General features: G+C 31.3%; 27 protein-coding genes. 17 read left to right on the top strand and 10 right to left on the bottom strand.

The window, feature by feature from the left end:
- Positions 1-5: 5 nt before the first annotated feature.
- Both pth and mfd read left to right on the top strand, forming a co-directional pair.
- Positions 6-560, top strand: a complete 555-nt coding sequence (pth, locus tag B5E79_RS02475) for an aminoacyl-tRNA hydrolase (protein ID WP_087244338.1) — start codon at positions 6-8, stop codon at positions 558-560.
- A gap of 13 nt (positions 561-573) precedes the next feature.
- Positions 574-4,017 carry a transcription-repair coupling factor gene (gene mfd, locus B5E79_RS02470; RefSeq protein ID WP_087296842.1) on the top strand — a complete coding sequence of 1,148 codons (3,444 nt, stop codon included), beginning with the start codon at positions 574-576 and terminating at the stop codon, positions 4,015-4,017.
- Positions 4,018-4,055: 38 nt separating this feature from the next.
- Here the strand turns inward: mfd and B5E79_RS02465 are convergent, their stop codons facing one another.
- The 3 genes from B5E79_RS02465 to B5E79_RS02455 form a co-directional block, all read right to left on the bottom strand.
- A complete protein-coding gene (locus tag B5E79_RS02465) occupies positions 4,056-4,508 on the bottom strand; it encodes a dUTP diphosphatase (RefSeq protein ID WP_087244340.1) in 453 nt (150 codons plus the stop codon).
- 54 nt (positions 4,509-4,562) lie between these two features.
- On the bottom strand, positions 4,563-5,123 hold the full coding sequence (locus B5E79_RS02460) for a manganese efflux pump MntP (RefSeq protein WP_087296841.1): 561 nt from the start codon (positions 5,121-5,123) through the stop codon (positions 4,563-4,565).
- A gap of 98 nt (positions 5,124-5,221) precedes the next feature.
- Positions 5,222-5,818 carry a YigZ family protein gene (locus B5E79_RS02455; RefSeq protein WP_087296840.1) on the bottom strand — a complete coding sequence of 199 codons (597 nt, stop codon included), beginning with the start codon at positions 5,816-5,818 and terminating at the stop codon, positions 5,222-5,224.
- Between the two features lie 101 nt (positions 5,819-5,919).
- On the opposite strand from B5E79_RS02455, the gene B5E79_RS02450 reads away from it, so the two are divergent.
- The 10 genes from B5E79_RS02450 to B5E79_RS02405 all read left to right on the top strand — a co-directional run bounded on the left by B5E79_RS02450 (position 5,920) and on the right by B5E79_RS02405 (position 15,732).
- A complete protein-coding gene (locus B5E79_RS02450) occupies positions 5,920-6,783 on the top strand; it encodes a DegV family protein (RefSeq protein WP_087296839.1) in 864 nt (287 codons plus the stop codon).
- Between the two features lie 50 nt (positions 6,784-6,833).
- Positions 6,834-7,067, top strand: coding sequence for a hypothetical protein (locus B5E79_RS02445; RefSeq protein WP_241147429.1), 234 nt, complete (start codon positions 6,834-6,836; stop codon positions 7,065-7,067).
- 50 nt (positions 7,068-7,117) lie between these two features.
- Positions 7,118-8,173: a hypothetical protein gene (locus tag B5E79_RS02440; protein ID WP_087296838.1), complete on the top strand. Its 1,056-nt coding sequence runs from the start codon at positions 7,118-7,120 to the stop codon at positions 8,171-8,173.
- A gap of 214 nt (positions 8,174-8,387) precedes the next feature.
- A complete protein-coding gene (locus tag B5E79_RS02435; RefSeq protein WP_087296837.1) occupies positions 8,388-9,446 on the top strand; it encodes a hypothetical protein in 1,059 nt (352 codons plus the stop codon).
- 132 nt (positions 9,447-9,578) lie between these two features.
- Complete coding sequence (locus tag B5E79_RS02430) at positions 9,579-10,181, top strand: hypothetical protein (RefSeq protein ID WP_087296836.1); 603 nt, start codon at positions 9,579-9,581, stop codon at positions 10,179-10,181.
- A gap of 9 nt (positions 10,182-10,190) precedes the next feature.
- Entirely contained in the window at positions 10,191-11,186 is a 996-nt protein-coding gene (locus B5E79_RS02425; RefSeq protein WP_087296835.1) for a helix-turn-helix transcriptional regulator, read from the top strand.
- Between the two features lie 17 nt (positions 11,187-11,203).
- The gene (locus B5E79_RS02420) at positions 11,204-11,887 is read left to right on the top strand and encodes a response regulator transcription factor (RefSeq protein WP_340640774.1); all 684 of its coding nucleotides are present in this window, start codon (positions 11,204-11,206) and stop codon (positions 11,885-11,887) included.
- A complete protein-coding gene (locus B5E79_RS02415) occupies positions 11,880-12,863 on the top strand; it encodes a sensor histidine kinase (RefSeq protein ID WP_087296834.1) in 984 nt (327 codons plus the stop codon). Before B5E79_RS02420 ends, B5E79_RS02415 begins: the two co-directional genes overlap by 8 nt.
- Positions 12,864-12,965: 102 nt before the next feature.
- Positions 12,966-13,724: an ABC transporter ATP-binding protein gene (locus B5E79_RS02410; RefSeq protein ID WP_087244351.1), complete on the top strand. Its 759-nt coding sequence runs from the start codon at positions 12,966-12,968 to the stop codon at positions 13,722-13,724.
- Between the two features lies 1 nt (position 13,725).
- Positions 13,726-15,732 carry an ABC transporter permease gene (locus B5E79_RS02405; protein WP_087296833.1) on the top strand — a complete coding sequence of 669 codons (2,007 nt, stop codon included), beginning with the start codon at positions 13,726-13,728 and terminating at the stop codon, positions 15,730-15,732.
- Between the two features lie 67 nt (positions 15,733-15,799).
- On the opposite strand, the gene B5E79_RS02400 is transcribed toward B5E79_RS02405, so the two are convergent.
- The 5 genes from B5E79_RS02400 to B5E79_RS02380 all read right to left on the bottom strand — a co-directional run bounded on the left by B5E79_RS02400 (position 15,800) and on the right by B5E79_RS02380 (position 20,570).
- Positions 15,800-16,147 (bottom strand): DUF2200 domain-containing protein, encoded by a 348-nt coding sequence (locus B5E79_RS02400; RefSeq protein WP_241147428.1) that lies wholly within the window; start codon positions 16,145-16,147, stop codon positions 15,800-15,802.
- Positions 16,147-17,181 (bottom strand): aspartate-semialdehyde dehydrogenase, encoded by a 1,035-nt coding sequence (locus B5E79_RS02395; protein ID WP_087296831.1) that lies wholly within the window; start codon positions 17,179-17,181, stop codon positions 16,147-16,149. The genes B5E79_RS02400 and B5E79_RS02395 overlap by 1 nt, the downstream gene beginning before the upstream one ends.
- Before the next feature lie 13 nt (positions 17,182-17,194).
- Positions 17,195-18,424 (bottom strand): aspartate kinase, encoded by a 1,230-nt coding sequence (locus tag B5E79_RS02390; protein WP_087244102.1) that lies wholly within the window; start codon positions 18,422-18,424, stop codon positions 17,195-17,197.
- Positions 18,425-18,430: 6 nt separating this feature from the next.
- Entirely contained in the window at positions 18,431-19,585 is a 1,155-nt protein-coding gene (locus B5E79_RS02385) for a homoserine dehydrogenase (protein WP_087244103.1), read from the bottom strand.
- A 235-nt stretch (positions 19,586-19,820) separates the two neighbouring features.
- Positions 19,821-20,570, bottom strand: coding sequence for an HAD-IIB family hydrolase (locus B5E79_RS02380; protein WP_087296830.1), 750 nt, complete (start codon positions 20,568-20,570; stop codon positions 19,821-19,823).
- Positions 20,571-20,700: 130 nt separating this feature from the next.
- On the opposite strand from B5E79_RS02380, the gene B5E79_RS02375 reads away from it, so the two are divergent.
- The 5 genes from B5E79_RS02375 to B5E79_RS02355 all read left to right on the top strand — a co-directional run bounded on the left by B5E79_RS02375 (position 20,701) and on the right by B5E79_RS02355 (position 24,318).
- The gene (locus B5E79_RS02375; RefSeq protein WP_087296829.1) at positions 20,701-21,483 is read left to right on the top strand and encodes a MerR family transcriptional regulator; all 783 of its coding nucleotides are present in this window, start codon (positions 20,701-20,703) and stop codon (positions 21,481-21,483) included.
- Positions 21,484-21,485: 2 nt separating this feature from the next.
- On the top strand, positions 21,486-22,301 hold the full coding sequence (locus B5E79_RS02370) for an ABC transporter ATP-binding protein (RefSeq protein ID WP_087296828.1): 816 nt from the start codon (positions 21,486-21,488) through the stop codon (positions 22,299-22,301).
- Positions 22,298-23,029 carry an ABC transporter permease gene (locus B5E79_RS02365; RefSeq protein ID WP_087296827.1) on the top strand — a complete coding sequence of 244 codons (732 nt, stop codon included), beginning with the start codon at positions 22,298-22,300 and terminating at the stop codon, positions 23,027-23,029. The genes B5E79_RS02370 and B5E79_RS02365 overlap by 4 nt, the downstream gene beginning before the upstream one ends.
- A 23-nt stretch (positions 23,030-23,052) precedes the next feature.
- Entirely contained in the window at positions 23,053-23,745 is a 693-nt protein-coding gene (locus B5E79_RS02360) for a GNAT family N-acetyltransferase (RefSeq protein ID WP_087296826.1), read from the top strand.
- Positions 23,746-23,913: 168 nt separating this feature from the next.
- The gene (locus B5E79_RS02355) at positions 23,914-24,318 is read left to right on the top strand and encodes a hypothetical protein (RefSeq protein WP_087296825.1); all 405 of its coding nucleotides are present in this window, start codon (positions 23,914-23,916) and stop codon (positions 24,316-24,318) included.
- A gap of 68 nt (positions 24,319-24,386) precedes the next feature.
- On the opposite strand, the gene B5E79_RS02350 is transcribed toward B5E79_RS02355, so the two are convergent.
- Positions 24,387-25,076, bottom strand: a complete 690-nt coding sequence (locus B5E79_RS02350; RefSeq protein ID WP_087296824.1) for a radical SAM protein — start codon at positions 25,074-25,076, stop codon at positions 24,387-24,389.
- Entirely contained in the window at positions 25,022-25,621 is a 600-nt protein-coding gene (locus tag B5E79_RS02345) for an ECF transporter S component (protein ID WP_087296823.1), read from the bottom strand. Before B5E79_RS02345 ends, B5E79_RS02350 begins: the two co-directional genes overlap by 55 nt.
- Between the last annotated feature and the right edge of the window lie 32 nt (positions 25,622-25,653).

Below are 25,653 nucleotides of genomic sequence, written 5' to 3'. Positions count from 1 at the left end.
TATATATGAAGTTAATCGTTGGATTAGGAAATCCAGGTAAAGAATATGAGAAAACAAGACATAATGTTGGTTTTATGGTGATGGATTGTTTAGCAGATGATTTTCATGTGTCTATAAATACAAAAAAATTTAAAGGTGAATATGTCAAATTAAAATATCAAGGGGAAGATATTATTTTACTCAAACCAATGACATATATGAATAATTCAGGTGAAGCCGTAAGTCAAGTCATGAACTTCTTTAAAATTGATGTCGATGATTTACTGGTGATTTATGATGATATGGATATGCCAACAGGCAAGTTACGTTTAAGACAAAGTGGAAGTGCTGGAGGGCATAATGGAGTGAAAAGTATTATTGCTCATGTAGGTACACAAAATTTTAAACGTATTCGCGTGGGTATTGATAAACATCCCCAAATACCTGTGGTGGATTATGTGTTAGGGCGTTTCACCAAAGAGCAGCAGCCACTTATTGAAGATGGTATTCAAAAAGCCACGCAAGCTGTTCAGATGATGCTTGATAAAGATTTTGTAGCCGCAATGAATGCTTTTAATTAGGAGATGAAAAGATATGAAGAAGATTATTCAGATTTTAAAAAATAATTCAGCATATCTTGCAATGAAAAAAGGAAAAGGCGAGATTGTTGTATCTCACGCTAGCGATGAGGCGATTCTCATTGCTAGTGCTTTTTTCGCTTGTCCCAAAACAATGCTGGTGATTAAAGATAGCTTATATCAGGCACAGCTTTTATATCAGGAGCTGTATCCTTTGTTGCATCAAAAAGTCACTTTCTTTCCATGCGATGAATCATTACGCGTAGAAGCTTTGGCTTCTTCTCAGGAATTAGTTGGAGAACGTATTCATACTTTGTCATTATTACTGCAACATCAGCCAATCGTTGTGATTTGTCATACTCAAAGCTATTTACGTTATATACCACATCCTTCTCTTTTTGAAAGTTCTCAGTTACATTTATCTGTAGGTATGACCATTGATCCTTTGACATTAAGAGAAAAACTTATCCATAGTGGATATCAGATGATACAACGTGTTGATGAACCATTTTACTATTCAAAACGTGGTGGGATTATAGATGTTTACTCTATCCAATATGAGAATCCTATTCGTATTGAATTTTTTGATGATGAAATTGAAAGTTTACGTTTCTTTGATAAAAATACACAACGTTCTTTAGAAAATGTTCAGGAAGTCACAATCTTACCGGCGACCGATCTGCTTTATGATGATCAGGAAATAGAACATGTGATTTCACAGATTGAAACATTACAGAGTCAAACGCAGTGTCCTGATTATCAGGATGATTTGGATGAAGAAATTTCTATTGATATAGAATCTATTAAGAATCATGATTATTCATCTCGTCTTTATCAGTACATGGGATTGTTTTCATCATCAACGTCATTACGTTGTTATTTTGATGATGTGCTGATTGTAACATCAAGTCAAGAAAAAATAAAATCAGTCTATAATCAGTACGTAGAAGAAACATTTTACTATTCTCATGAATTACAAGACATGGGGAAAATGGTGAAAGGATTGTCATTATTTCAAAATTTAGATTCATTATTAAAAAAGACAGATATTGACTTTATTGATTTTAGAACGAATGACAAACAAATTTCCTTTTTAACAAGAGAAATTCAATTACCATTATTGAATGAAAATCAATTGATTCAACAAATCAAAGATTATCTCATTCAAAATAAAATCCTTATGTGTCTTGAAAATAGTCATCAGATTCAAATGATGACAGATTTATTGGATCAATATCATCTCTCTTATGCCTTGGTAGGTCATGATGATCATATTTATCAGGGAATTAATATTTATATGGGTGATTTATCAACAGGTATAGATTTTTGTGAAGAACATGTGATCCTGTTGACAGAAAAAGAGTTATTTAAGGTTAACAGTCAAAAGAAAAAAGGCTACATTAAATATAAAGATGCAAAAGTCATCAATGACTATACGGAATTAAATATTGGAGATTATGTTGTTCACGATGTCAATGGAATTGGACAATATATGGGTATTAAAACACTGGAAGTCAGAGGTGTGAAAAAAGATTACTTGTATATTGCCTATAAAGGAAATGATACTTTATATATTCCCGTAGAAAATTTTAAACTGGTACGAAAATATGCTTCCAGAGATGGAAAAGTTCCAAAAATTCATTCTTTAAATAGTACAGAGTGGCAAAAAACAAAACAAAGAGTCAGAAACAAAGTTGATGATTTGGCAGATCGTTTAATTGAAATATATTCACAAAGAATGAAACAGCCAGGATTTGCATTTCCTAAAGATGATGCTATGCAAATACAGTTTGAAGAATGTTTTGGTTATGAACTGACACCAGATCAAAAAGAGGCTGTCAAAGAAATTAAAGCTGATATGGAAATGCCACGTCCTATGGATAGATTGTTGTGTGGAGATGTTGGATTTGGGAAAACAGAAGTGGCTTTACGTGCCTGCTTTAAGGCTATTTTAGGTGGTAAGCAAGTGGCTTTTCTATGTCCTACAACGATTTTATCTTCACAGCATTATCATACGATGGTTACTCGTTTTGAAAATTTTCCAGTCACTATTGCTTTATTAAATCGTTTTACAACGACGAAACAAAGAAAACAGATTTTAAGTGATTTAAAGGAAGGAAAGATTGATTTATTAGTTGGGACACATCGTATTTTATCAAATGATGTTGTTTTTAAAGATTTAGGATTATTATGTATTGATGAAGAACAGCGTTTTGGTGTTAAACAGAAAGAAAAAATTAAAGAAATCAGAAAGACAATAGATGTTTTAACTTTAACTGCTACACCAATTCCAAGAACTTTACAAATGTCTTTAATGGGAATTCGTGGATTATCACAAATTGAAACACCACCGTTAAATCGTTTGCCAGTACAGACTTATGTCATGGAAAAAAGCAATCAGCTTGTCAAACAGGTGATTGAACGTGAACTTGGGCGAAAAGGACAAGTTTTCTATTTACATAATCAGACAGCCAATATTGAAAGTGTGGCTAATGAAATTGCCAGATTGGTTCCACAGGCAAAAATTGGTATTGGACATGGGCGTATGAGCAAAGATGAACTTGAAAAGGTGATGCAGGCTTTTGTAGATAAAGAATATGATATTCTGGTTTGTACAACGATCATTGAAACCGGTATTGATATTCCTAATGCCAATACCATTATTATTGAAAATGCTGATCGTTTTGGTTTGTCTCAGCTTTATCAGATTAAAGGACGTGTTGGTCGTAGTGAACGTTTGGCTTATGCATATTTATTGTATGCAAAGAACAAGCAAATGAATGAAGAAGCAACGAAGCGTTTAAAGGCGATTAAAGAATTTGCACAATTAGGTAGTGGATATAAGATTGCTATGCGTGATTTATCTATTCGTGGATCTGGTGATATACTAGGAGGAGAACAGGCTGGATTTATTGATACAGTTGGTTTTGATATGTATATGAGGATTCTTCAGGAGGCTATTGAAGAAAAAACGGGGGAGAAAAAAGAAGAAAAAGAAGTGCCTGTTCAAAATGTCAATGTTGATGGTTATATTCCTGAAAATTATGTAGAAAATGATATGGAAAAATTAAATCTTTATCAACGTATATATAAAGCGCAACATTTAACACAGTTACAATCTTTAGAAAAAGAATTAAAAGATTTATATGGAACATTGCCTAGAGAAGTGAATAATATTGTATTGAAAAGAAAATATGAAATTTTATGTACACAGCCTTTCATTGATGAAGTCAAAGATGCAGGTGGACATGTACAAATTATGTTGACACAGGAATTTTCAGCCCATATTGCAGGTGATCAGCTTTTTGAATTGGTTAATCGTTTATTTGATAAACCACAGTTAAAATACATTAAAAATGAAATTGTGATTATGATTCAAACAATCGGTCAATGGTTACCACATACAATAGAATTATTAAATGAATTAAAGAAAATGGATGAGCAATCACAGCATCAGTGATTGCTTTTTCATATAAAAAAATCCTCATAGAATGAGGATTAATCATTTTGATAATTGTCAATGATTTCATCAATATCAATACCTAATTTAAAACCTAATGTAAAATAATCATCAATAGTATTTTGATAGTCTTCACTAGAGTATTGTTTTTGAACATTTAAAATAGATTGATAAATCTTGAAAAATAAAGAATAAAGATCTTGATTTTCAGGAATTTCTGTATGATTTTTAATACTATCAATACGTAATTCATAACCAATAGACATTAACATCGTTAAACCTTCAAGATAGTTTTCTAATAACTGTTGATGATTGACAGGTTCTTCTTTTTCCCAAAATAAATAACATCTTGATTCAAGTGCAACTTCAGATAAATCATGTAAAAAAGATAAGATTTTTTGATTGATTCTTGTTGTGTTTAATATTTCATTTTTAGCGACTTGAATTTCTCTATTGATATAGACTTGATATAATTTTGCGACATCATTCATAATTTTTCACCTCTTATCTATTATCTTACCTCAATATGAATAAAATTTGAATGATTAACCAAAAATATGAAGGTGTTCTAATAAAATCTTAATACCCATACCTATTAAAATAATACCACCAGCAATTTCAGCTTTAGATTTATATTTCATACCAAAGACATGTCCAATTTTCATACCTATCATTGAAATCACAAAAGTTGTACAGGCAATGATAGAAACGGCTGATAAAATATTGACATTTAAAAAAGCAAAAGTAACACCAATAGCTAAAGCATCAATGGAAGTAGCAATCGCTAAAGGAATCATGACTTTAGGTGAAAATTCTGTATTACATGTTTCTTCATCCTCAAAAGCTTCTTTAATCATATTGATTCCAATTAAAGCTAATAAAATAAAAGCAATCCAATGATCAATACTTTCAATTTTATCTTTAAACTGAATACCTAATACATATCCTAAAAAGGGCATAAAGCCTTGAAAAAAGCCAAAATAACCACCACAAATCAAAGCGTGTTTGAGTTTAAGCGTGCGTGTTGATAACCCTTTACAGATGCTCACCGCAAAAGCATCCATGGATAATCCTACACCAATGATCAATATTTCTAAAAACCCCATACGTCCTCCTTGTAATAAAAAAGACATGACTGTTGAGCGTACAGACAAGTCTTATTGTTTTCATCATATTCAAATTATAACAACTTTGCATATAAGTGTCAAACATCTTTTGGGATATAGTCACTGCCTATTTTTTTAGCTTGAAACTGATTGTTTGTGAAATCTTGAATCATATCCAGAAAATCAAGATTACGTAAATAACATTGATAAGAAACTTGTTCCTGATATTGAATATCTATACACTTGATGTGATGAACTTTTAATAAATGCTCAAGTTTACGTGTATATGTATAATCAACTGTTATATTATATAAATCAACCAGTTCTTTTTCAACGATATGAGCGACTTTAAGAGCTTCAGCTACACTTTGACTATATGCTCGTGTTAATCCCCCAGCGCCAAGTTTAATGCCACCAAAATATCTGGTCACAATCGCTATCATATTTGTTAAACCTTGCATTTTTAAAACATTTAACATAGGCATACCCGCCGTTCCAGATGGTTCACCATCATCATATGCTCTTTCATGAGGACCAATAATATAGGCAACACAGTTATGTGTAGCTTGTGGATCGCTATATTTTGTAATCATATCGTTAGCCTGTTCAATTTGACTACAGGGAATCAAATGACAAATGAATTCAGATTTTTTAATAACTAATGTATGGCTTGTATAATCTTCAATAGAAATCATGATGTCACACCTTTCTTTCTTTATTATATATGATTTCATTTTATTGTCAAAAGTGTTATAATAATGAGAGAAAAATTAACTTTTGGAAGTGAGGGATTGAGATGGCTAAAATTGCAGTATTAGCTGATAGTGGCTGTCAAATAGAATTAAATCAATATGAAGATCAAGGTATATTTATTGTGCCTTTATGTATTACGATGAAAAATCATACGTATTTAGATCAAAAAGACATTACCAGTTTGGAAGTTTTTGAAACTATGGAAAAAGAGGATATCATGGTCATGACTTCTCAGCCTGCAACAGGGGAACTGGTGAATATTTTACAAAGAATCAAAGATGCTGGTTATGATGAAGTTATTGGATTACCCATTGCGACAGGATTATCATCAACTTTAAATGGGATGAAAGTTGCTGGAGAAATGGTGGGTATTCCAATCACTTTAATTGATACAAAAGGAACTGCAGGCAATCAAAAATATTTAGTATTCACTGCTGCCAAATTGATTCAAGAAGGTAAGAGTGTTAGTGAAATTCAAGATATTCTTGAAAACATGATTGAACATTCTGGAACGATTATTATGGCCCCTAACTTAGAACATTTAAAGAAAGGTGGTCGTATTACGCCAGCAGTGGCATTACTTGCCAGCATGTTGAAAATTGTTCCAGTGATGGAATTAAATTATGACTTGGGTGGTAAAATAGATGTACTTGGAAAAGTCAGAACCTTATCTAAAGCCAAAGCTACACTTGTGAATCGTATGGTTGAATTAGGTGTCAATGCTAAGGAATATAAAGTCACAATTGAACATGTCTTATGTGAAAGTTCAGCTTTAGAAGTGAAACAGATGGTTTTAGAAAAAATTGGAAATGTTGAATTAGAGTTAAGAGAACTTCCAGCTGTTGTCGGTGCTCATATGGGAGTTGGAGGTATTGGTGTACAATATATCAAAAAATATACAGGATAGGAGAATGAACAAATGCCTTTATTTGATGATCTCACAAAAAAGCAGCGAAATTGACAGAAGAGGCTATTGATAAAACACAGGAATTAGCTGGTACTGCCAAATTGAAGCTTAAAATGAAAAATTTAGAATCTGATCGTGATGATGTTTTTCGTGATTTAGGAAAATATTATTATCAACAAATTCAGACATTAGGTGTTGTTGATGAAGAAGTCATGGATATATATCGTCATATTGAAGAATATAATCAAAAAATTGCAGAATTAAAACAATTACTAGACGAATAAGCTGAGAAAACTCAGCTTTTTTTGATATAATGAAAGTAGAGGTGATATGTATGAATATCAAGATGAGAAACTTGGCTATATGCATTGGTGGAATTTTTTGTATAATGAATTTAAATAGTGAATATCATTTCACTTATATGAATACTATACAGCCGTTTCTTTTTATCTTCTTTTTCATTTGTTTATTCTTTTTTAAAGAAAGTATCCTTTATCCCATATCAGGCTTATTAACGGGAATAGGTATTGATTATTCTTTAATTCAGGGAATCATCAATAATCCTTCTACAGTTCCTATTATTTTTGATAGTATTTTATCCCTATCTTTTATTCTTTATTTTATCATCATGCTTTTTAAAAGGAGATGGAATCGTCAAAATCAAAATATGGAATTATCTCAAGATATTCAGCACAAAAACTTGCCTGGAGATGGAACAATATCTTATCCATATAGATTAGATATTGATCAGACGCTTACCATCAACGATGAAATAGAACATCAATATCATAAAGTGATGTATGCACTCAATGGTGGAAGTCAAGAATATGAATATTCAACATTTGGTTTTAAAGATAAGGTATTGGTAGGAAAAAAACATCTCCAACAAGATTATGGTGGTTTTTGGAAATATGAAAGTGATATGCCTGCTTTAAAGGAAAATGGAATCCTTTGGATGAAAGGTGTCGTTTATCTTTCGCATGATGATGTCAAAAATATATATCAGATGCTTTGTGATGATCATCTGTGGCAAATGATTCAAGAAAATATATCACATGTGTTAAACTTATCCTATAAAGAGAGTTATCAATTTTTAATAGACAATCAGATTCCACAAGATGCTGCCAAGAGTTTGTTGAAAGTTATTGCTCAAAAAGATAATATATTTGATCAAGATATCATAAAGTCATTTATTAAATTCAGTTTTCAAAAAGAAGATTACCAGGAAGCAATGGAACATCAGGATGGAATGATTTATTGTGCTTATTGTATCTATTATTATGATAACTGGTTTTTACAAATGAGAGAAGGCGTATGGAAAGTGAAACCAACTCTTTATGAACCATCTCTTTATTATGGAAAGGGTACTTATCAACCATTTGAAAAATAATCGTATAATAAAATCAATATTTAATAAAGATATTTCAATAGAAAGCAACAATGAGTATTGTAAGTGATATTCATTGTTTTTTTATAAGGAGAACTAGAAATTAATTATTAAAAATATTTTTATTATAAATAAATTATAAAAAATTATTTTAATATCAACTTTTGTTTTTATGTCATCAAAATCTTTGTTATAATGTAAGAGAGGATGAGTATATATGAATAGAAAATGGTATTTTTTAGAGTACGTAGGAGCTCTTATATGTGCATTTATGGCTAACGTTGAATATCAATTTTCATATATGAATGGTATTCATTTATTATTGTGGATCATTTATTTTGGAGTATTTCTTTATTTTAAAGAACATATTTTCTATTGTGTGTTGAATGTTTTGATGGCTTTAAGTGTATGTCTTTCATTAATCATAGGGATAATAACGAATCCACAGCCTGTTTGTATTATCTTTGATTCTATCATGATGATGTTTTTACTTGTTTTAGCCATTGTTTTGTTTATAAAAAGAAGAGCTGTCAATCCAAATAATCAAATTCTTAATGAACTGAAATATACAATACGTGATGGAAATGGAACGGTGGAACATCCTTATATTCTTGATGAAAACACTCTACCTCCTCTATGGAAAGAGATGATTGATGAACAAAATCATAAAGTCAGTTATGCTTTAAATGGTGCAGGCCAAGAATATAAAGATTTCTCATTGAATATTGAGGATTATATTTTGGCTGGGAATAAACATAAAAAACAGGAGCTGGGTGGCTATTGGATTTATCAAAGTGATATGCCTGTGTTTAAAAATGAAGGCACATTATGGATAAAAACAGTGATTTATTTATCTTATCCTGACTGTCAGTTATTATATGAATTATTGAAAGATTATAAACAGTGGCAGACCATTCAAAAAAACATTTTATCTTTATCCAAGATGTCATATGAAGAGGGGTATTCTTTATTAAGAAAACATCAGATATCCAAACAACATTGTCAAGTGTTATTCAAAGTCTTAGGGATGACAGATCATATATTGAGTCCATCCGTGATTTTAGATCTTGTTAAAAATAAGTTTCATTCATCACGCTACCAAGAAGCCATGGAATATCAAGAAGGTATGCTTTATTGTGTATATTGTTTTACATATCAGGGACAATGGTTTCAATGTATTCTTGAGGATAACTGGAAAATCTATCCTATACTTTATGAGCCATCTTCTTATTATGGCCAGGGTATTTATCAATCATTTGGACAAGATTTTGTATAAAGCAAAATCTTTTTCTATATATAAAAAAACAAAAAAAGTGTTTTAACTCCGTTTTTTAGGTGTTAAAATAGGTATAAAGTCATCTTCAAAATCATAAAATGGGTATAATGATAATACAAGGAGATGACATATATGAAAAAAACTTATCAAAAACAAGAAATGATCACTTTTGTTCAAAAGAAAAATTATGTATTAGAAATTATGAAAGATTCATCTGTATTGGAGTTATTTGCCAGTTGTTTACATGAAAAAGAATTGAGTCATTTATTACATGATAAAAGACTTTATCAACAGCTTTTTATAGCTGCTTTAAGACATTTATATCAGGCGCAGAATTATCAGGATATGGAAAATGATTTAATGATGATGAATAGTTTGTTTTCACATCAGGATTATTTGTTGTTGAAAGAAGATATTTTTAAAAAAATAGCTAAAAAAACAATAACATTACAAGAATATTGTGTGATCCGATATCTGATTCCTTTTGAGAATATGTCTTTTTCTCAAGTCATTTCTATTCTTGAACATCAATATCATGTAGATACACTGGATTGTGCTAAAATATGTCTATTGGAAGATGAATATCATTTAGCCTATCAATATTTATTGAAGCTAGATGATTGCCAGGATGAAGTTGTCTTAGATTTGCTTTGTAGCTACAGCATGAAAGATTATCTTTCATTAATGCGTCATTACAACAGGAAGAAAAGTTATCAGCTTGTCATGAGTCATTAGGAGTCTATTATGGGAAAAAGAATGTTTTATGTACTGAAGATGATTTTACAAACGCCAAATAAAGCCATTACAGCTTTAGAAATACAGGAAGCTTTAATGAAACAGGATATGAAGATTGATATTAAAACTGTTTATTCTTGTATCAAACAAATCAATGATTTTTTTAATGGTTGGATAGGTAGAGATTTGATTATCTCTTATCATAAATTAGGTTATAGGATAGATGAAGATATATTTGAGGATGGTGAATTACAATTTCTATTAGATCAGATTGCCTTTCATCAGGATTTAAATAGGGAAGATCAGCAACATTTACAAAAGAAACTTCTCACCCTATCTTCTTTTCATCAACAAAAACGTCTTGTCTTATTTCAACCAAGTGAACGTCAGCATTCTTTTTCTCTATTTATCAATTTAACAGTTATTATGAAAGCGATTGAACATCAAAAAGCTATTTCTTTTCAATATATTGACTATGATATTCAAAATCATCACTTCATAGAGGTGGCTTCACAAAGAGGGAATAAAGATGATCAATATATTGTTTCTCCTTATTCTTTAACTTCCCAAAATAATCATTATTATATGATTGCCTATAATGAAAAACATCCCCAACAATTAACCAATTATCGTATTGATCGTATGCGTGCTATTCAGACTTTAAATAAAGGATATATCAATGTTCAGGAACAATTTGATATCCAAAATGAAATTGAAAAGATGATGAATATGTTTATATCTCATCATCGTGATACATTGGTTATTGAATGTGATTATAAACAGTTAAGAGAGATGGTATCACGTTTTGGATTGAATATGCGAGTACAGCGTTTATATCAGGAACGTTTATTATTAACAATTGAAGATGTTTCTATTTCAGAAGGATTGATTGGCTGGATTATGATGATGCAAACTCAAATTAAAGTGATTTCTCCACAGTATCTACATGATGACATCAAGTCCCGTATAAAAGCTATGCACAACCTTTATCAAGATATGTTATAATAGAATTGGAGTGGGTGATGAAAATGCAAAAAATCATGATTGTCGAAGATGATGAAGTCATCGCTTTAGCAATTCAAAAACATTTAGAAACATGGAATTATGAAGTTGAAGTTGTGGATGATTTTGAACATGTTTTAGATCTTTATCTTCAAAAACAGCCAGAACTTATTTTATTAGATATCTCCTTACCTTTTTATAATGGATATCATTGGTGTGAACAGATTCGTAAAGTATCTTCAGTGCCTATTATCTTTATTTCATCTGCTAATGAGAATATGAATATTGTCATGGCTATTTCTATGGGAGCAGATGATTTTATCACAAAACCTTTTGATTTTCATGTCTTAACAGCGAAAATTCAGGCGTTACTTCGTCGTACATATTCTTTTTCTAAATCTATGCAGGTTTTAACATATAAAGATTTGGTTTTAAATATCTTAGATGCAACTATTTCTTATCATCATCAGACTATTGAACTGACGAAAAATGAATTAAAGATTTTACAGGTTCTCTTTGAAAAATCAGAAGTATTTGTATCACGTGATGATTTAATGATGGCATTATGGCAAAGCAATGAATTTATAGATGATAATACTTTAAGTGTGAATATGAATAGATTAAGAAAGAAATTAGATGATTTTCATATTGAACATCTTATTCAAACAAAAAAAGGATTAGGTTATAAGCTGGCTTATGAATAGATTACTGCATTATTTTTATGATAAAAAAGCTTTTTATATTCTCTATTTATCATGCATTGGTATTTTTTGTCTGATTCTTTATTTATATAATGTTTTCATTGAAGCTGTCATCTATGCGACTATTTTATGTCTGGTTTTATTGATTGTTTATTTTGCGATTGATTATTTTTTCTATTATCAAAAAACGAATAATTTAGAATCAATCTTTCAATTAGAAGATATGATTTTATTAGATTTACCACAAAGTTCTGGATATATTGAAACTCAATATCAATTATTGATTCATCAGATCCATCATTTATTAAAAGAAATGAAAGAACAACATGAAATACATAATCAGGATATGTTAGATTATTTCACTTTATGGGTTCATCAGATCAAAACACCTATTTTTGCATTAAGACTTTTAATTACATCTCAAAATGCTTCAACAAACGATATGCTTTTACAAGTTTTAAGAATTGAACAATATGTAGATATGGCTTTACATTATATGAAATTAGAACAGATTTCTTCTGATTTACGTATCAAACGTTATGATTTAAATGAGCTCATTCAAGATGTTATTAAAAAACAAGCCACTTTTTTTATTCAAAAGAAATTAACTTTAAAAATTGATCCAATAGATTTACAGGTTTTGACTGATGCCAAATGGTTGTCCTTTGTTTTGGAACAGATTTTATCTAATGCATTGAAATATACCAAAACAGGTGGCATTCATATTTTTGTTGAAGATGAAGTTTTGTATATTGAAGATACAGGTATTGGGATTAAACAGGAGGATTTACCAAGACTGTTTGAAAAAGGCTTTACAGGATATAATGGAAGAATGGATAAAAAAGCAAGTGGTCTAGGATTATATTTATGTGCTCGCATATTAAAGTATTTAGGACATCCTATTCATATCCAGTCAACTCAAGGAGTGGGAACAACAGTGATGATTGATTTTCATGTTAAGGATTTACAAGTTGAATAAATCTTACAGAAATGTAAGTTATAACAGAGAAATTGTAAGATAAATCAATGGTACATATTTCTCTTTTTTTATAAACTATAAGTGTACAAAGGAGGAGTTAAAATGTCATTACTGGAAGTTAAAAATTTAAAGAAAATTTATACAACACGTTTTTCCAATCAACAGGTACAGGCATTATCCAATGTCACTTTTAGTGTCGAAGAAGGTGAGTATGTTGCGATTATGGGTGAATCTGGAAGCGGGAAAACAACTTTATTAAATATTCTGGCTTCATTAGATCAGCCAACCAGTGGACAGGTCTTATTAAATGGTCAAGATATTACCCATTTAAAGGAAAAAGAAATCTCACAGTTTAGAAGAAAGAATCTTGGTTTTGTATTTCAGGATTTTAATCTATTAGATACATTTTCTATTAAAGATAATATTTTCTTACCACTTGTCTTATCTAAAGAACCTTATCCTGTTATGCAACAGAAATTAAAAGCTTTAGCACCAAAACTGGGTATTGAGGATTTATTAGAGAAATATCCATATGAAATATCTGGTGGACAGAAACAAAGAGTCGCTGTTGCAAGAGCACTTATCACACATCCTCAACTTGTTCTGGCAGATGAACCTACGGGTGCCCTTGATTCAAAGTCAACGGATCAATTGTTGGAAATTTTTGATACAGTCAATCAGGAAGGGCAAACCATTTTAATGGTGACTCATAGTACCAAAGCAGCCAGCTATGCTTCAAGAGTCTTATTTATTAGAGATGGTGAAGTTTTCCATCAAATTTACAAAGGAAATCAAACGAATCAGCAAATGTATCAAAGTATTTCAGATACACTAACATTACTTGCGACAGGAGGGAAATAAAATGAAATCTTTCTTTTATCCCCGTCTGGCATTAACCAATCTCAAAAAGAATTCTAAGTTATATTTTCCATATTTATTAACAAGTTCCTTTACTGTTATGATGTTTTATTTAATTAATTATCTAGCATCACATAAAGGTTTAGAACAAATGGCAACGGGTTCAAGTACAATGCAGATCATCTTGAATTTAGGAATTATTGTGATGGTTATCTTTTCTGTCATTTTCTTATTTTATATGAATAGTTTCCTAATGAAACGTCGAAAAAAAGAAATAGCTTTATACAATATTTTAGGTTTAGAAAAGAAACACATTATGATTATGATGTTGTGTGAAACCATCATCACAACATTGATTTCATTTGTTATGGGATTTCTTTTTGGTATTATTTTTAGTCAGCTGGTTTCATTAGTATTGATTCATTTAATGGGACTATCTACAACCTTGACATTTCATATTTCATGGTCATCTTTTCTAGTTGCCGTTATTGTCTTTTTACCTATTTATTTGGCTTCTTATCTCATTCATGTGATTCAAATTCAATTATCAAACCCTATTGAATTATTAAGAGGTTCTCAAAGTGGTGAAAAAGAACCGAAGACCAAATGGCTGATGACAATCATTGGTTTGGTAACACTTGGATTAGGATATTATATTGCAGTGACGATTGATGATCCCACAACAGCAATGCTCTTGTTTTTTGTAGCTGTTATCTTGGTTATTATTGGAACCTATTGTTTATTTACTGCAGGTTCTATTACGATTTTAAAACTTTTAAAGAAAAATAAGCATTTCTATTATCAGACAAAACACTTTACTTCTGTGTCTCAGTTAATCTATCGTATGAAACAAAATGCTGTAGGATTGGCAAGTATCTGTATTCTATGTACATGTATATTGGTTATGTTGTCAAGTACAGTCTCACTCTATTTTGGAATTGAAGATACAATTACAGCTTATCAGCAGGATAGTTTTCAGCTTAAAGTTTATGGCTATGATGATGGAACGTTGCCAAGTGATCAGGAGTTTGCAAAGTTTTATTCACAAATGCAGATTGAATTAGAGAATCATGATATTGGTATTGATAGTTTTATTCATACCAAAAGATATTCAGTCAGTGTACGTTTTGGAAATGACCATATTTTAGCAGAAGACGAATCTGGAGATTTTGTTGTGGGATATTTGGTAGGGATGACACAGGATGAATATAATCGTGCCTATCATCAAAATGTTCAATTAAGTGGTCAGAATATTTTAGTGAGCAGTAATTTCTTTGACTTTGGAGATACTTTAGACATAGATCAACAAAAATATCCAATTCAGGAAGTTGTGCATCAACCCTATTTATTACCTAATGAAAATCCTACTGCCCAAAGAAATCTGATTGTCATTATGAAAGATGAAGAAGCTATTCAAGAGATGATGTCGTATTTCTTTGGAGATACTATCCAGCCAACAGAAAATCTTTCTATTGTATATCAGGATCAGTCTCAAGAAAAAGAAGCTGAAGACATATTAAGAAAGTGTTTAGATAACTTTTCCTTAGAAACAGAGACAGAACAGGGAGGCATTTCTTTCTATCGTTCTTCATTATATGAAGTCAGAATCATGTTGATGGAATTGTATGGAAGTTTATTTTTCTTAGGTATTTTCTTAGGCATCTTATTTTTAATGGCTACAATATTAATTATGTACTATAAACAGTTATCAGAAGGTTATGAAGATCAAAAACGCTTTGAAATTATGCAAAAAGTTGGAATGAGTACAAAAGAAGTGAAACAGACTATTCGTTCTCAAGTTTTAATCTTCTTCTTTTTACCACTGATAGCTTCAGTTATTCACATGGCATTTGCTTTCCATTTGATAACTTTGATGTTTAGTTATATTGTTTTGAGTGGAACAGAGGTGTTTATTACATGTACAATCATCTCAGTCATTATTGTGGCGATTGTTTATGCGATTGTCTATGTCTTTACATCAAGAACATATTATCGTATTGTTAAGAATTAATAGAAGATGAATGAATGTTCATCTTCTTTTTTTGAATAAAAAAAGAAGTGAAACAAAATTCACTTCGTTATTTTCTTAATATTTTATCTAAGCTTTTTCCTTTCGCCAGTTCATCTATCAGTTTATCAAGATAGCGTATATTTTGCATCATGGGATCTTCAATGGTTTCTAGTTTAACACCACAGATACTACCTTTGATTAAAAATCTTTTTTCATTCAAACTTGGAGCCTGAAGAAAGAAATGTTCATAGTCTATAGGTGTTTCCAACATTGCGTGAATCTGATCTTGAGAATAGCCTGTTAACCATTGAATGACTGTATCAACTTCTTCTTGGTTACGTCCTTTTTTCAATGCTTTTTGAAGCAGTAAAGAATAGATTTGAGAAAAGGGCATCTGGAAGACTTTATGACTCATTATAACAATCCCATCTCTATCATCTTTAAGCCAATATCAACAGAGTTGTAAGCAGCACCTTTCATAAGCTGGTCAGCCACAATCCATAAGCTTAAAGCATGATCATTATCTAAATCTCGACGGACACGCCCCACATGGACAAGTTCATCACCAATAAATAGAGTTGCCATAGGATAAATCTGATTTTCAATATCATCATAGAGTTCAACACCATGAGAATTTGATAATAATTCAAAGACTTTATCCATATCAATTGGTTTTTTTGTTTCGATATAAACAGATTCACTATGTCCTCTGAGTACTGGAACACGGACACAAGTGGCATTAACTTTAATATCTTTATTAAAGATTTTCTTTGTTTCATTCACCATTTTCATTTCCTCTTTTGTAAAATGATTATCTAAATCAAATTTATCCACTTGAGGAATACAGTTGAAAGCAATTGGATAATGTTTTTTATCAGAAGCACAAGGTAATGTTTTGGCTACAGGTTCTTGACCATCTAAAACTTCTTGTGACTGACGATATAATTCTTCCATTCCAGCAACACCAGCACCTGAAACAGCCTGATAAGTAGACACAATAATTCTTTCAATATCAAAATATTCATTTAAACGATTTAAAGCACTGACCATTTGAATCGTTGTACAGTTTGGATTAGCAATAATTCCTTTATGTTCTTTTAATGCATAGGCATTGACTTCTGGAACAACTAATGGAACATCAGGATCCATTCTAAAATGAGAAGTATTATCAATATTGATACAACCAGCTTGAACAGCATAAGGCATATATTTTTCAGAAATACTTCCACCAGCACTCCAGAAAGCAACGTCAATACCTTCAAATGAATTTTCAGTTAATTCTTCAACAACAAATTCATGTCCTTCATATTCAATCACTTTTCCAGCACTTCTGGAAGAAGCTAATAATTTTAAACTTTCAAATGGGAAGTGAAACTGAAAAATACATCTTAACATTTCTCTACCCACTGCACCAGTAGCTCCAACAATTGCAACTTTATATTTTTTCATTTTTATAGTCCTCCTAACCTAAGAATGCTTCATGTAATAAAACCTGTGCTCTTTTGACATCATCTCGATCAATATAACAAGAAATATTAATTTCACTACAAGAAGTCATTTCCACATTAATATCATGACTCATGAGTGTATTATAAACTTTTTGGAACATACCTTTATTATTTTTAATACCAACACCAATGACAGCCACTTTTCCAATATTTCCTCGCACAATCGTTTTTTTAGCCTGCAATGTTTCTTTTAAATCATTAATGACTTCAACGACAGCAGGAACATCTTTATCATTAATGATTAAAGAAATATCCATTCTACCGCCACCGACTAATGCCTGACTGAAGACATTGACATTGACATTAGCATCAGCAATTTTTTCAAAGAGTTCACCAGCACCATTGACTTTGGCATCAACACCAACGAGAGTAATTCTCGCTTCATTTTGTGAACCAGTAATTCCAGATATAATGAATTGATTTAAATGATCTTTCATAATTTTTTCATCTCCTAACACATATGTTCCCTGACTTTCATCGAAAGAACTTCTTGCATGAATTACAATATCATGTTTGGCAGCCAATTGTACACAACGATGGTTGAGAACTTTAGCGCCATTTTTAGAAAGTTCCAGCATTTCTGAATAACTGATATAATTTAATTTCATCGCATCAGGAACAATACGAGGATCAGCTGTATAAATACCGTTAACATCACTATATATTTCAACTTCATTGGCATCTATTGCAACACCAATAGCAACGGCAGATAAGTCACTGCCACCACGACCTAAAGTGGTAATTTTTCCATTTTGAGAATATCCCTGAAATCCTGGACAAATCACAATATCAGCATTTTTAAGTTTATCTAAAATATGTTTTCCCTCTACGGTTGTAATCGTTGCATTTTGATGATGTGAATCTGTCAAAATACCCAGTTCTCCGTTTGTTACCGTATCTACAACATAGCCTTTTTTAGCCAGTTCACTTTTAACAACAAGTGTTGAAATCGTTTCTCCAATACTTGTTAAACGATCAATTTCTTCATCTGTCAATTGATCTGTATGAACAATGGATAGAAGGGTATCTGTTGCATAGGGATCATCATAGCGCCCCATCGCACTGACCACAGCAACAACTTTGTTGCCTTTATCGTGTTCACGAATAATATTTTTATACATATGTTCACGTGTTTCAATACTACGTGTTGAGGTTCCACCAAATTTTTGAACAATTATTTTCATGTTATTTTAACCCCTTACTTTCAATAAATTATAGGTTTCATCTTGAAGTTGTTGTTTTAACTCATTCAGTTCAATAGGATTTGTAATGTAGATATGATCATGATCTTGAGAATAATACATTTCATAGTCAATATCTAGAGGATGATCACATCTGATATAATATTTAGAATATGTAATTGGATAAATCTCTTCTACATATTGATATTGATGTTGCCATATTGTTGGTTGATGTGTTTTGATGATATCACTCACAACAGCACTGGCAGTGACATAACGCCCAGCACCTTTACCATAGAAAATCACATTTTCTAAATAATTACAAGTGATTTCTACTACATTATATGCTTGATTCACATTCGCAACAATGTCTTTTATACCAATTAAGGTAGGAGAAACATCAATTCCATAACCATGATCAAGTTTTTTAGCCTGTGCAATCAACTTAATACGGTATCCTAATTTTTTAGCATAGTCTATATCTTTCTTTGTGACTTTTCGAATACCTGTACATTGAATCTTATTGAAATCAAAGAAAATCTCAAAAGCATTCATAGTTAAAATACAAATCTTATGTGCAGCATCAATCCCATCTAAATCCAAGCTGGCATCGGCTTCTACATATCCTAAGCCATCAGCTATTGTGAGAGCTTCCTGAAAATCCAAATTATCTGTTTCCATTAATGTTAAAATGAAATTTGTTGTTCCATTTAAAATACCTTCGATTTTTTCAATCTCATTAGCAATTAAATCTTCTTTAGCTGGAACAACGACAGGAATACCACCACCCACAGCAGCTTCATAATAGATTTTAGCATGATATTTGGCTGCAGTTTCAAAGATTTCCTGACCATCATGTGCAATCAATGCTTTGTTTGCCGTGACAACATGTTTCCCTTTTTTTAAGGCTTCTAAAATGATTGTTTTAGCAATTGTTGTTCCACCAATTAATTCTACCACAACATCAACTTCATCATCATTTAAAACATCATGAAAATCTTGGGTATAGATGATACCATCTGGTAAAGTCACTTCATTTAAAGCACAGCCATATTTAACTGTCACTTCTTCATGAATGTGCTTTTCTAATCTTTCTTTTTGTTGTGTTAAGATTTCTACAACGCCAAACCCAACAGTTCCTAGACCAATAACACCAATTTTCATATGATACCCCCTCTAAATAAAAAATCTCATTCTTCATGAGATATGGTTTTCTTTGACAACAATCTAGACACTCTCATATGATCGGCTATGATATATTCATGTTTATAAATCCGCATGAAAATGTCCTCCTTTGTTATTGCATTGATAATATCATTTTTGTATACATTTGTCAATTTATGAATAAATAATTTTGAAATAAGCGAAAAAAGATGCTTTATTTTTATTAAAAATAAAATTATTTTTCAATATCTAAAATACACTTGGACAATTGTGAAACAATTGTCTTGGCATGCTTTTGAACTGGTAAGGGAGCATAATCAAAAGAATAACTATGTTGAATGGCATCTAACATAGGTAAATCATTATAGTTATCTCCAATTCCATAAACATGATCATGTGATAAGTGGAAATATTTTTCAATGATTTGAATACCTTTTCCTTTTGAACAGCCTTTCATTGCTAAATCTATATGTTGATTATTTTGAAAAGCTTCAATTTGATGACCGTATTTGTCAATAATGAGATGTGTCATCTTTTGAGCCAGGACTAATTCATGATCTTGATAGTGAAATGAAAAAGCCTGAATATGTGTAAAAGGAAGCTCATTGAAAGAATGAATTTCATGATCAAAAATATGATCTTGAAATTTTGTATTAAGATGATATGTCACATCATTATGAACAATCGACATATTTTGTTTGCCGGTAAATTCATAGATGTCTTTAACTAAAGATATAGGAATCTGACTTTCAAAAATAGGTTCATAGTCCTTATTTAAAATGAGTCCCCCACTTAATAAAATAAAAAAATCATACTGAATATCATAAGGTTTTGAAGGACGTAAAATACCACTCAAACTTCGCCCAGAACAAATACCAAACAGATGTCCATGTTTTTGAAATTCATGAATGGCTTTGACATCTTCATCTTTCATATGATCTTCAAACCATAATGTATTATCAAAATCACTAGCAAGTAATTTCATATTTTCACCCCAAATCTTATTATAGGGGAATTCATATTGAAATACAAAGAGATTATACATATATTTTTGACAAAAATGCTTGTTTGTGACGTAACGTTATGAATTATAATAAAAGCAGGAGGGATGGAAAATGAATAATCACAAATATATGACAGTTGGAGAACTTGCAAAGAAGATGGGAACAACTGTTCGCACATTACAGTTTTATGATCAAAAAGGATTGTTACATCCTAGCAGTGAAAGTGAAGGAGGCCGCCGTCTTTATACTTATCAGGATATGATTTTACTTCATCAGATTCAATCTTTAAAATCATTAGGTTTTACTTTAGATGATATTAAAAATAGAATAGAAGTTTTAGATACACCTCAAAAAGTAGAACATGCCCTTCATCAACAGGAAGTCATGATTGAAGAAAAAATCAAACAGCTTCAAAATACATTATCAGCCATTAAAGCCTTAAAGGTTGAAGTCAATCAAATGCAAACAGTTGATTTTAAAAAATATGCAGATATCATTGTGAATCTTCAAATGGATAATGAGTATTATTGGTTAATTAAACATTTTGATAATGAAACATTGGAACATATTCGTCAACAGTTTGATAAAGATAGTGGTCAGGAATTTATTCAACGTTTTCATCAGCTCAATGAAGACATCTTAAAGCTGAAAGCAAAACATCTTCCTCCAGAAGATGAACAGGTCCAGCAGATGACTGGTCAGTTTTGGAATTTGATTATGGAATTTACGCAAGGGGATATGAGTTTATTACCACGTTTAATGAAGTTTGATCATTTAACTGATGCACAAAATCAGGAATGGATTCAAAAACAAAATGAAGTCAATGATTATTTGAAACCGGCATTAGAAATTTATTTTCAAAAATTAGGAAATAATCCATTTGAGGGGGAATGATGATGGATACGATTATGCACGTTTCACATTTGAAAAAGAAGTATCAGACACTTGAGGTTTTAAAGGATGTCAGTTTTGATGTGAAAAAAGGAGAAATCTTTGGCATATTAGGAATGAATGGTGCTGGAAAAACAACAATCTTAGAATGTCTGGAAGGATTTTTAAAATATGATGAGGGACAGATTGAAATTCATGGTCAAATAGGCATTCAGCTTCAATCTTCAGCTTTACCTGCTTATATGAAAGTGAAAGAAGCTATGAAGTTGTTTTCAAAATGGAAGCATGCACAGTTAGATGAAGATATAGTCAAGGCATTAGGTATTCAAGAAATAGCTGATCAGACATATAGGGAACTTTCGACAGGACAGCAACGTCGTCTTCATCTGGCATTGGCTTTGATGGGACATCCTGATCTGCTTTTTCTAGATGAACCAACTGCAGGATTAGATGTCGCTGGACGTAGAGCCCTGCATGAAAATATTATCCAATGTCAAAAACAGGGAATGACGATTGTTTTGACGAGTCATGATATGAATGAAGTAGAAAGCTTATGTGATCGTATTGGGATCTTAAGGCAAGGAAAAATGGCTTTTATAGGGACAGTAGAAGAATTAGCAAAACAACTTGGACGATATTATTATATTAAGGTCAATAGTCAAGAAGGAGAAAAAGTTTATACGACACAACATATTCAACAGACATTGATGCAAATCTGTCAGGACTATCAAAAACAAAATCTCGATATTTTAGATATGACAGTCAATCGTGGGACTTTGGAACAGCATTTTTTAGAAGTCGCAAGGAGAAATGAAATATGAAAGCATTAGGTTATGGGATTTATTTACAATGGAAAATGGATATCCGTTCTCGTTCATTATTAATCACATGTTATTTAGTGCCATTACTCTTTTTCTTAATGATGGGCAGTGTTTTTACATCCATCATGCCTGAGTCTCAAGAAACATTGATGGCATCTATGACAGTCATGGGTGTTTCGATGGGGGCATATATTGGTTTACCACCATCTATTGCTGAAATTTATGGAACAGATATTAAGAAAATGTATATGGCCAATCATATACCTGAATATTTTGCAGTTTTGTCTTTATTTTTATCAGCATTTATTCATTTAATGATGATGAGCGGTCTGATTTATATTTTATCTCCTCTTCTTTTTGATGCAACATGTCCTATTCATCCAGTTTTATATTTTGTGATGTTGATATTATTTGTTTTGGTATCATTAAGTATAGCTTGTATTTTAGGATTAGCAGTTCATAATCAGGCCAAGCTGACTATGGTCAGTCAAATCATCTTTTTACCATCCATCATTTTATCTGGTATTATGTTTCCTGTTTCTTTATTACCTTCTTTTTTAGAAACCATTGGAAAACTTTGTCCAGCTACATGGGGTTATCTATTACTGATTGAACAACCTATACAATTATCAAATGTCTATATTTTATGTATGATATTGATTGTTGCTTTAGTGATTTGTTATGCATTATTAAGATCAATTCGTTCTTCCTTTCGTCATCTGCCATGATATAATCAATACAGGAGGGTAGAATGATGATATTAGATTCAATTGATGATATTGATTTTATTGAGCCATTACGTTTAAATATGACAGATGTTTTCTATCGTGAAGATGATGGCTTGATTATGCTGGAAAGAGAAAGTCAGTCCATCATGATTTCTATGACTGATATAGACAAGTTCAAAAGATTATGGAGTCAATGCCATTTAGATCAATATCAATTATATAATGTCAAACAAAAAGAAGTTGTTGATTTACTGATCAATGAATATCATAAAAAAGATTATTTTGCCTGTTATCAGGCAGTTTATATGGCAACTCAGCCAATAGAATTCACAATCCCTGATCATGTTTCTATACGCTTGTTGACTCAGGATTATCTTGATGATGTTTATCATATTTATCATCATATGAGTGATCGAGATTATATAAAAGATCGTATTGAAAAGAAAGCATTATGGGGATTGTTTCATGATGGCCAGTTAGCTGGATTTATTGGTATGCATCGAGAAGGAAGCATGGGCATTTTAGAAATCAAAAAAGAATATCAAAGACGCGGTTATGGTTCTTTGTTGGAAAGCTATTTGATGAATGAATTACTGAAACAAAAGAAAGTCCCTTATTGTCAGGTTGTCGTAGGAAACGAGGCATCATTAGCTTTACAAAGAAAATTAAATATGACTTTATCAACAACTTATTCTTATTGGGTATTTGATGAATAGAGTATTGACTTACCTGATATGAGTCGATGGAATAGGGATGCATGTGCATCCTTTTTTTAGAACCAAAATATTGGAATTGTATATTCACAGGTTTTTCATATCTTTTTTATATAATATATATAATAAAAGTCTATTATATTTTCAAAGATAAGTAAGGAGCTCATCAATATGAAAAAGAAAACAAAAGGCATTATATTCATGATAGTTGTTGTGATAGCACTCATTGTTATATTTTGTAATCAGCCAGTTGAAGTTAATAGAGAAATTCGTCATAATACAATCCATAAAAGAGAGGATATTCGATTGGTTATGGATAAGGCACTTGCCAATATGGATCAAGATGGTATAACAGTAACAGATGTCTATTATGATGGAATGGAAAGTCAGACATTTGAAAAGAATCTGATTCATGATGGGTATCAGGATGCTATAGTTGTTTATTTAGATTTTCATACAGGCTTTTTTCAGGCACCACCTGAATTTGGGAAAAATGCATCTGTGTCAGGATATAGATATGAATGTGTTCAAAACTCTCAAGGTGAATGGGTATTTTTTGGAAACGGATATAGATAAATATTGTGATGGGTATAAAAAAATGTACGATGTGTGTGTCGTACATTTTTTTGTATATTTCAATTGTATTAATCTCCTACACCAAAATCAGTAGGATCACATAAAAAGTCATAGCGTGGATCATCTTGTAAATAGGCATAGTTTTGCATAAACCATTGAATTAAAGATTCATCTCTTTTGATAGGTGTTGAATTATTACGATAAATATTGATTGTTCCATAATCGAAATGATGAGTTAAAATATCCATATCTTTTTGAATCATTTCTTTTGTTTGTCCTTGAATACCAACCATCAGGCAAGGTGAATCAAAATATTTTTTTAATTCCTCAATGCTTGAAAAAGTCGCATTCTTATTGAGAACACGATTTCTAAAATCATCATCAAAAGATTCAACACCAATTTTTACAATCATATCAATACCAAAGAAATCTCTGATTTCCTGAATACGTTGATGATAAATCCAGTGACTTTCTACAAAGAGTGTGTGAATATTTTTATCATGAATAATTTGTTTAATCAGTGATAGTGTTGCTTGAGGTAATTCAAAAATACTAGCAGAGTCAATGATTTCTAAAACACCATATTCACCAGTGACATGACTTAAAACGTCCTGATTGATTTTGATCATTTCTTCTGTACATGTAGAATTATCTTCAATATAATCACAAAATGTGCATTTTGACCAGGCACATGGTCTGGCTTTTAAAAGAACGATTTCTCTTTTGTGCTTGTTTTCAATGCGGCTGTATCTTTCCATGCTATCCCCCATTTCTCATAAAGATGTCCTCTTTCAATAATCGCCTTTGTCAGACATACGGCAAAGAATTTATCCAAGTAATCAGTAAAAACTTGAACAAGCAAGATACTGAATACTAATGGTAATCCTAAGTGATGAAAGACAACAACAAAAGTGCTGCTGGCACCAGAAGTGATTCCGTTAAATAAACCAGCTGTAATGCAGGCACTCAATAATGATGTTGGAATACCAACTAATAATGAACCAATAGGTGTACGCCATCCTTTGAGCCATTTGCCGTGATAGAGTAATCCAGCAAAGAAGCCTGTGAACAGTTGCACAGGAGCATAATAGAAGGAATAGATATCAAAAGTGATTCCACTCGTTATACTTCCTAATACACCCGTTAACATGGCATATTTAGGACCTAAAAGTCCGGCCACCAATATGGTTCCAATAGAATCCATATAAAATGGAATAGAGAGTGTCATAGCAATGAATGCTCCCATAACATTGAAAACAATTCCCATGACAATAACCATTTGCATTTTTGTTTTCTTTTTCATATTTCATTTTCCTTTCTTCTAAAAAACAGTTA

It is taken from the genome of Massilimicrobiota sp. An134, assembly GCF_002160815.1.
Taxonomy (GTDB): Bacteria; Bacillota_I; Bacilli_A; order Erysipelotrichales; family Coprobacillaceae; genus Allocoprobacillus; species Allocoprobacillus merdigallinarum.
The sequence above is the reverse complement of the archived record's forward strand: the minus strand, read 5'-3'. Positions and strand labels throughout refer to the sequence as shown.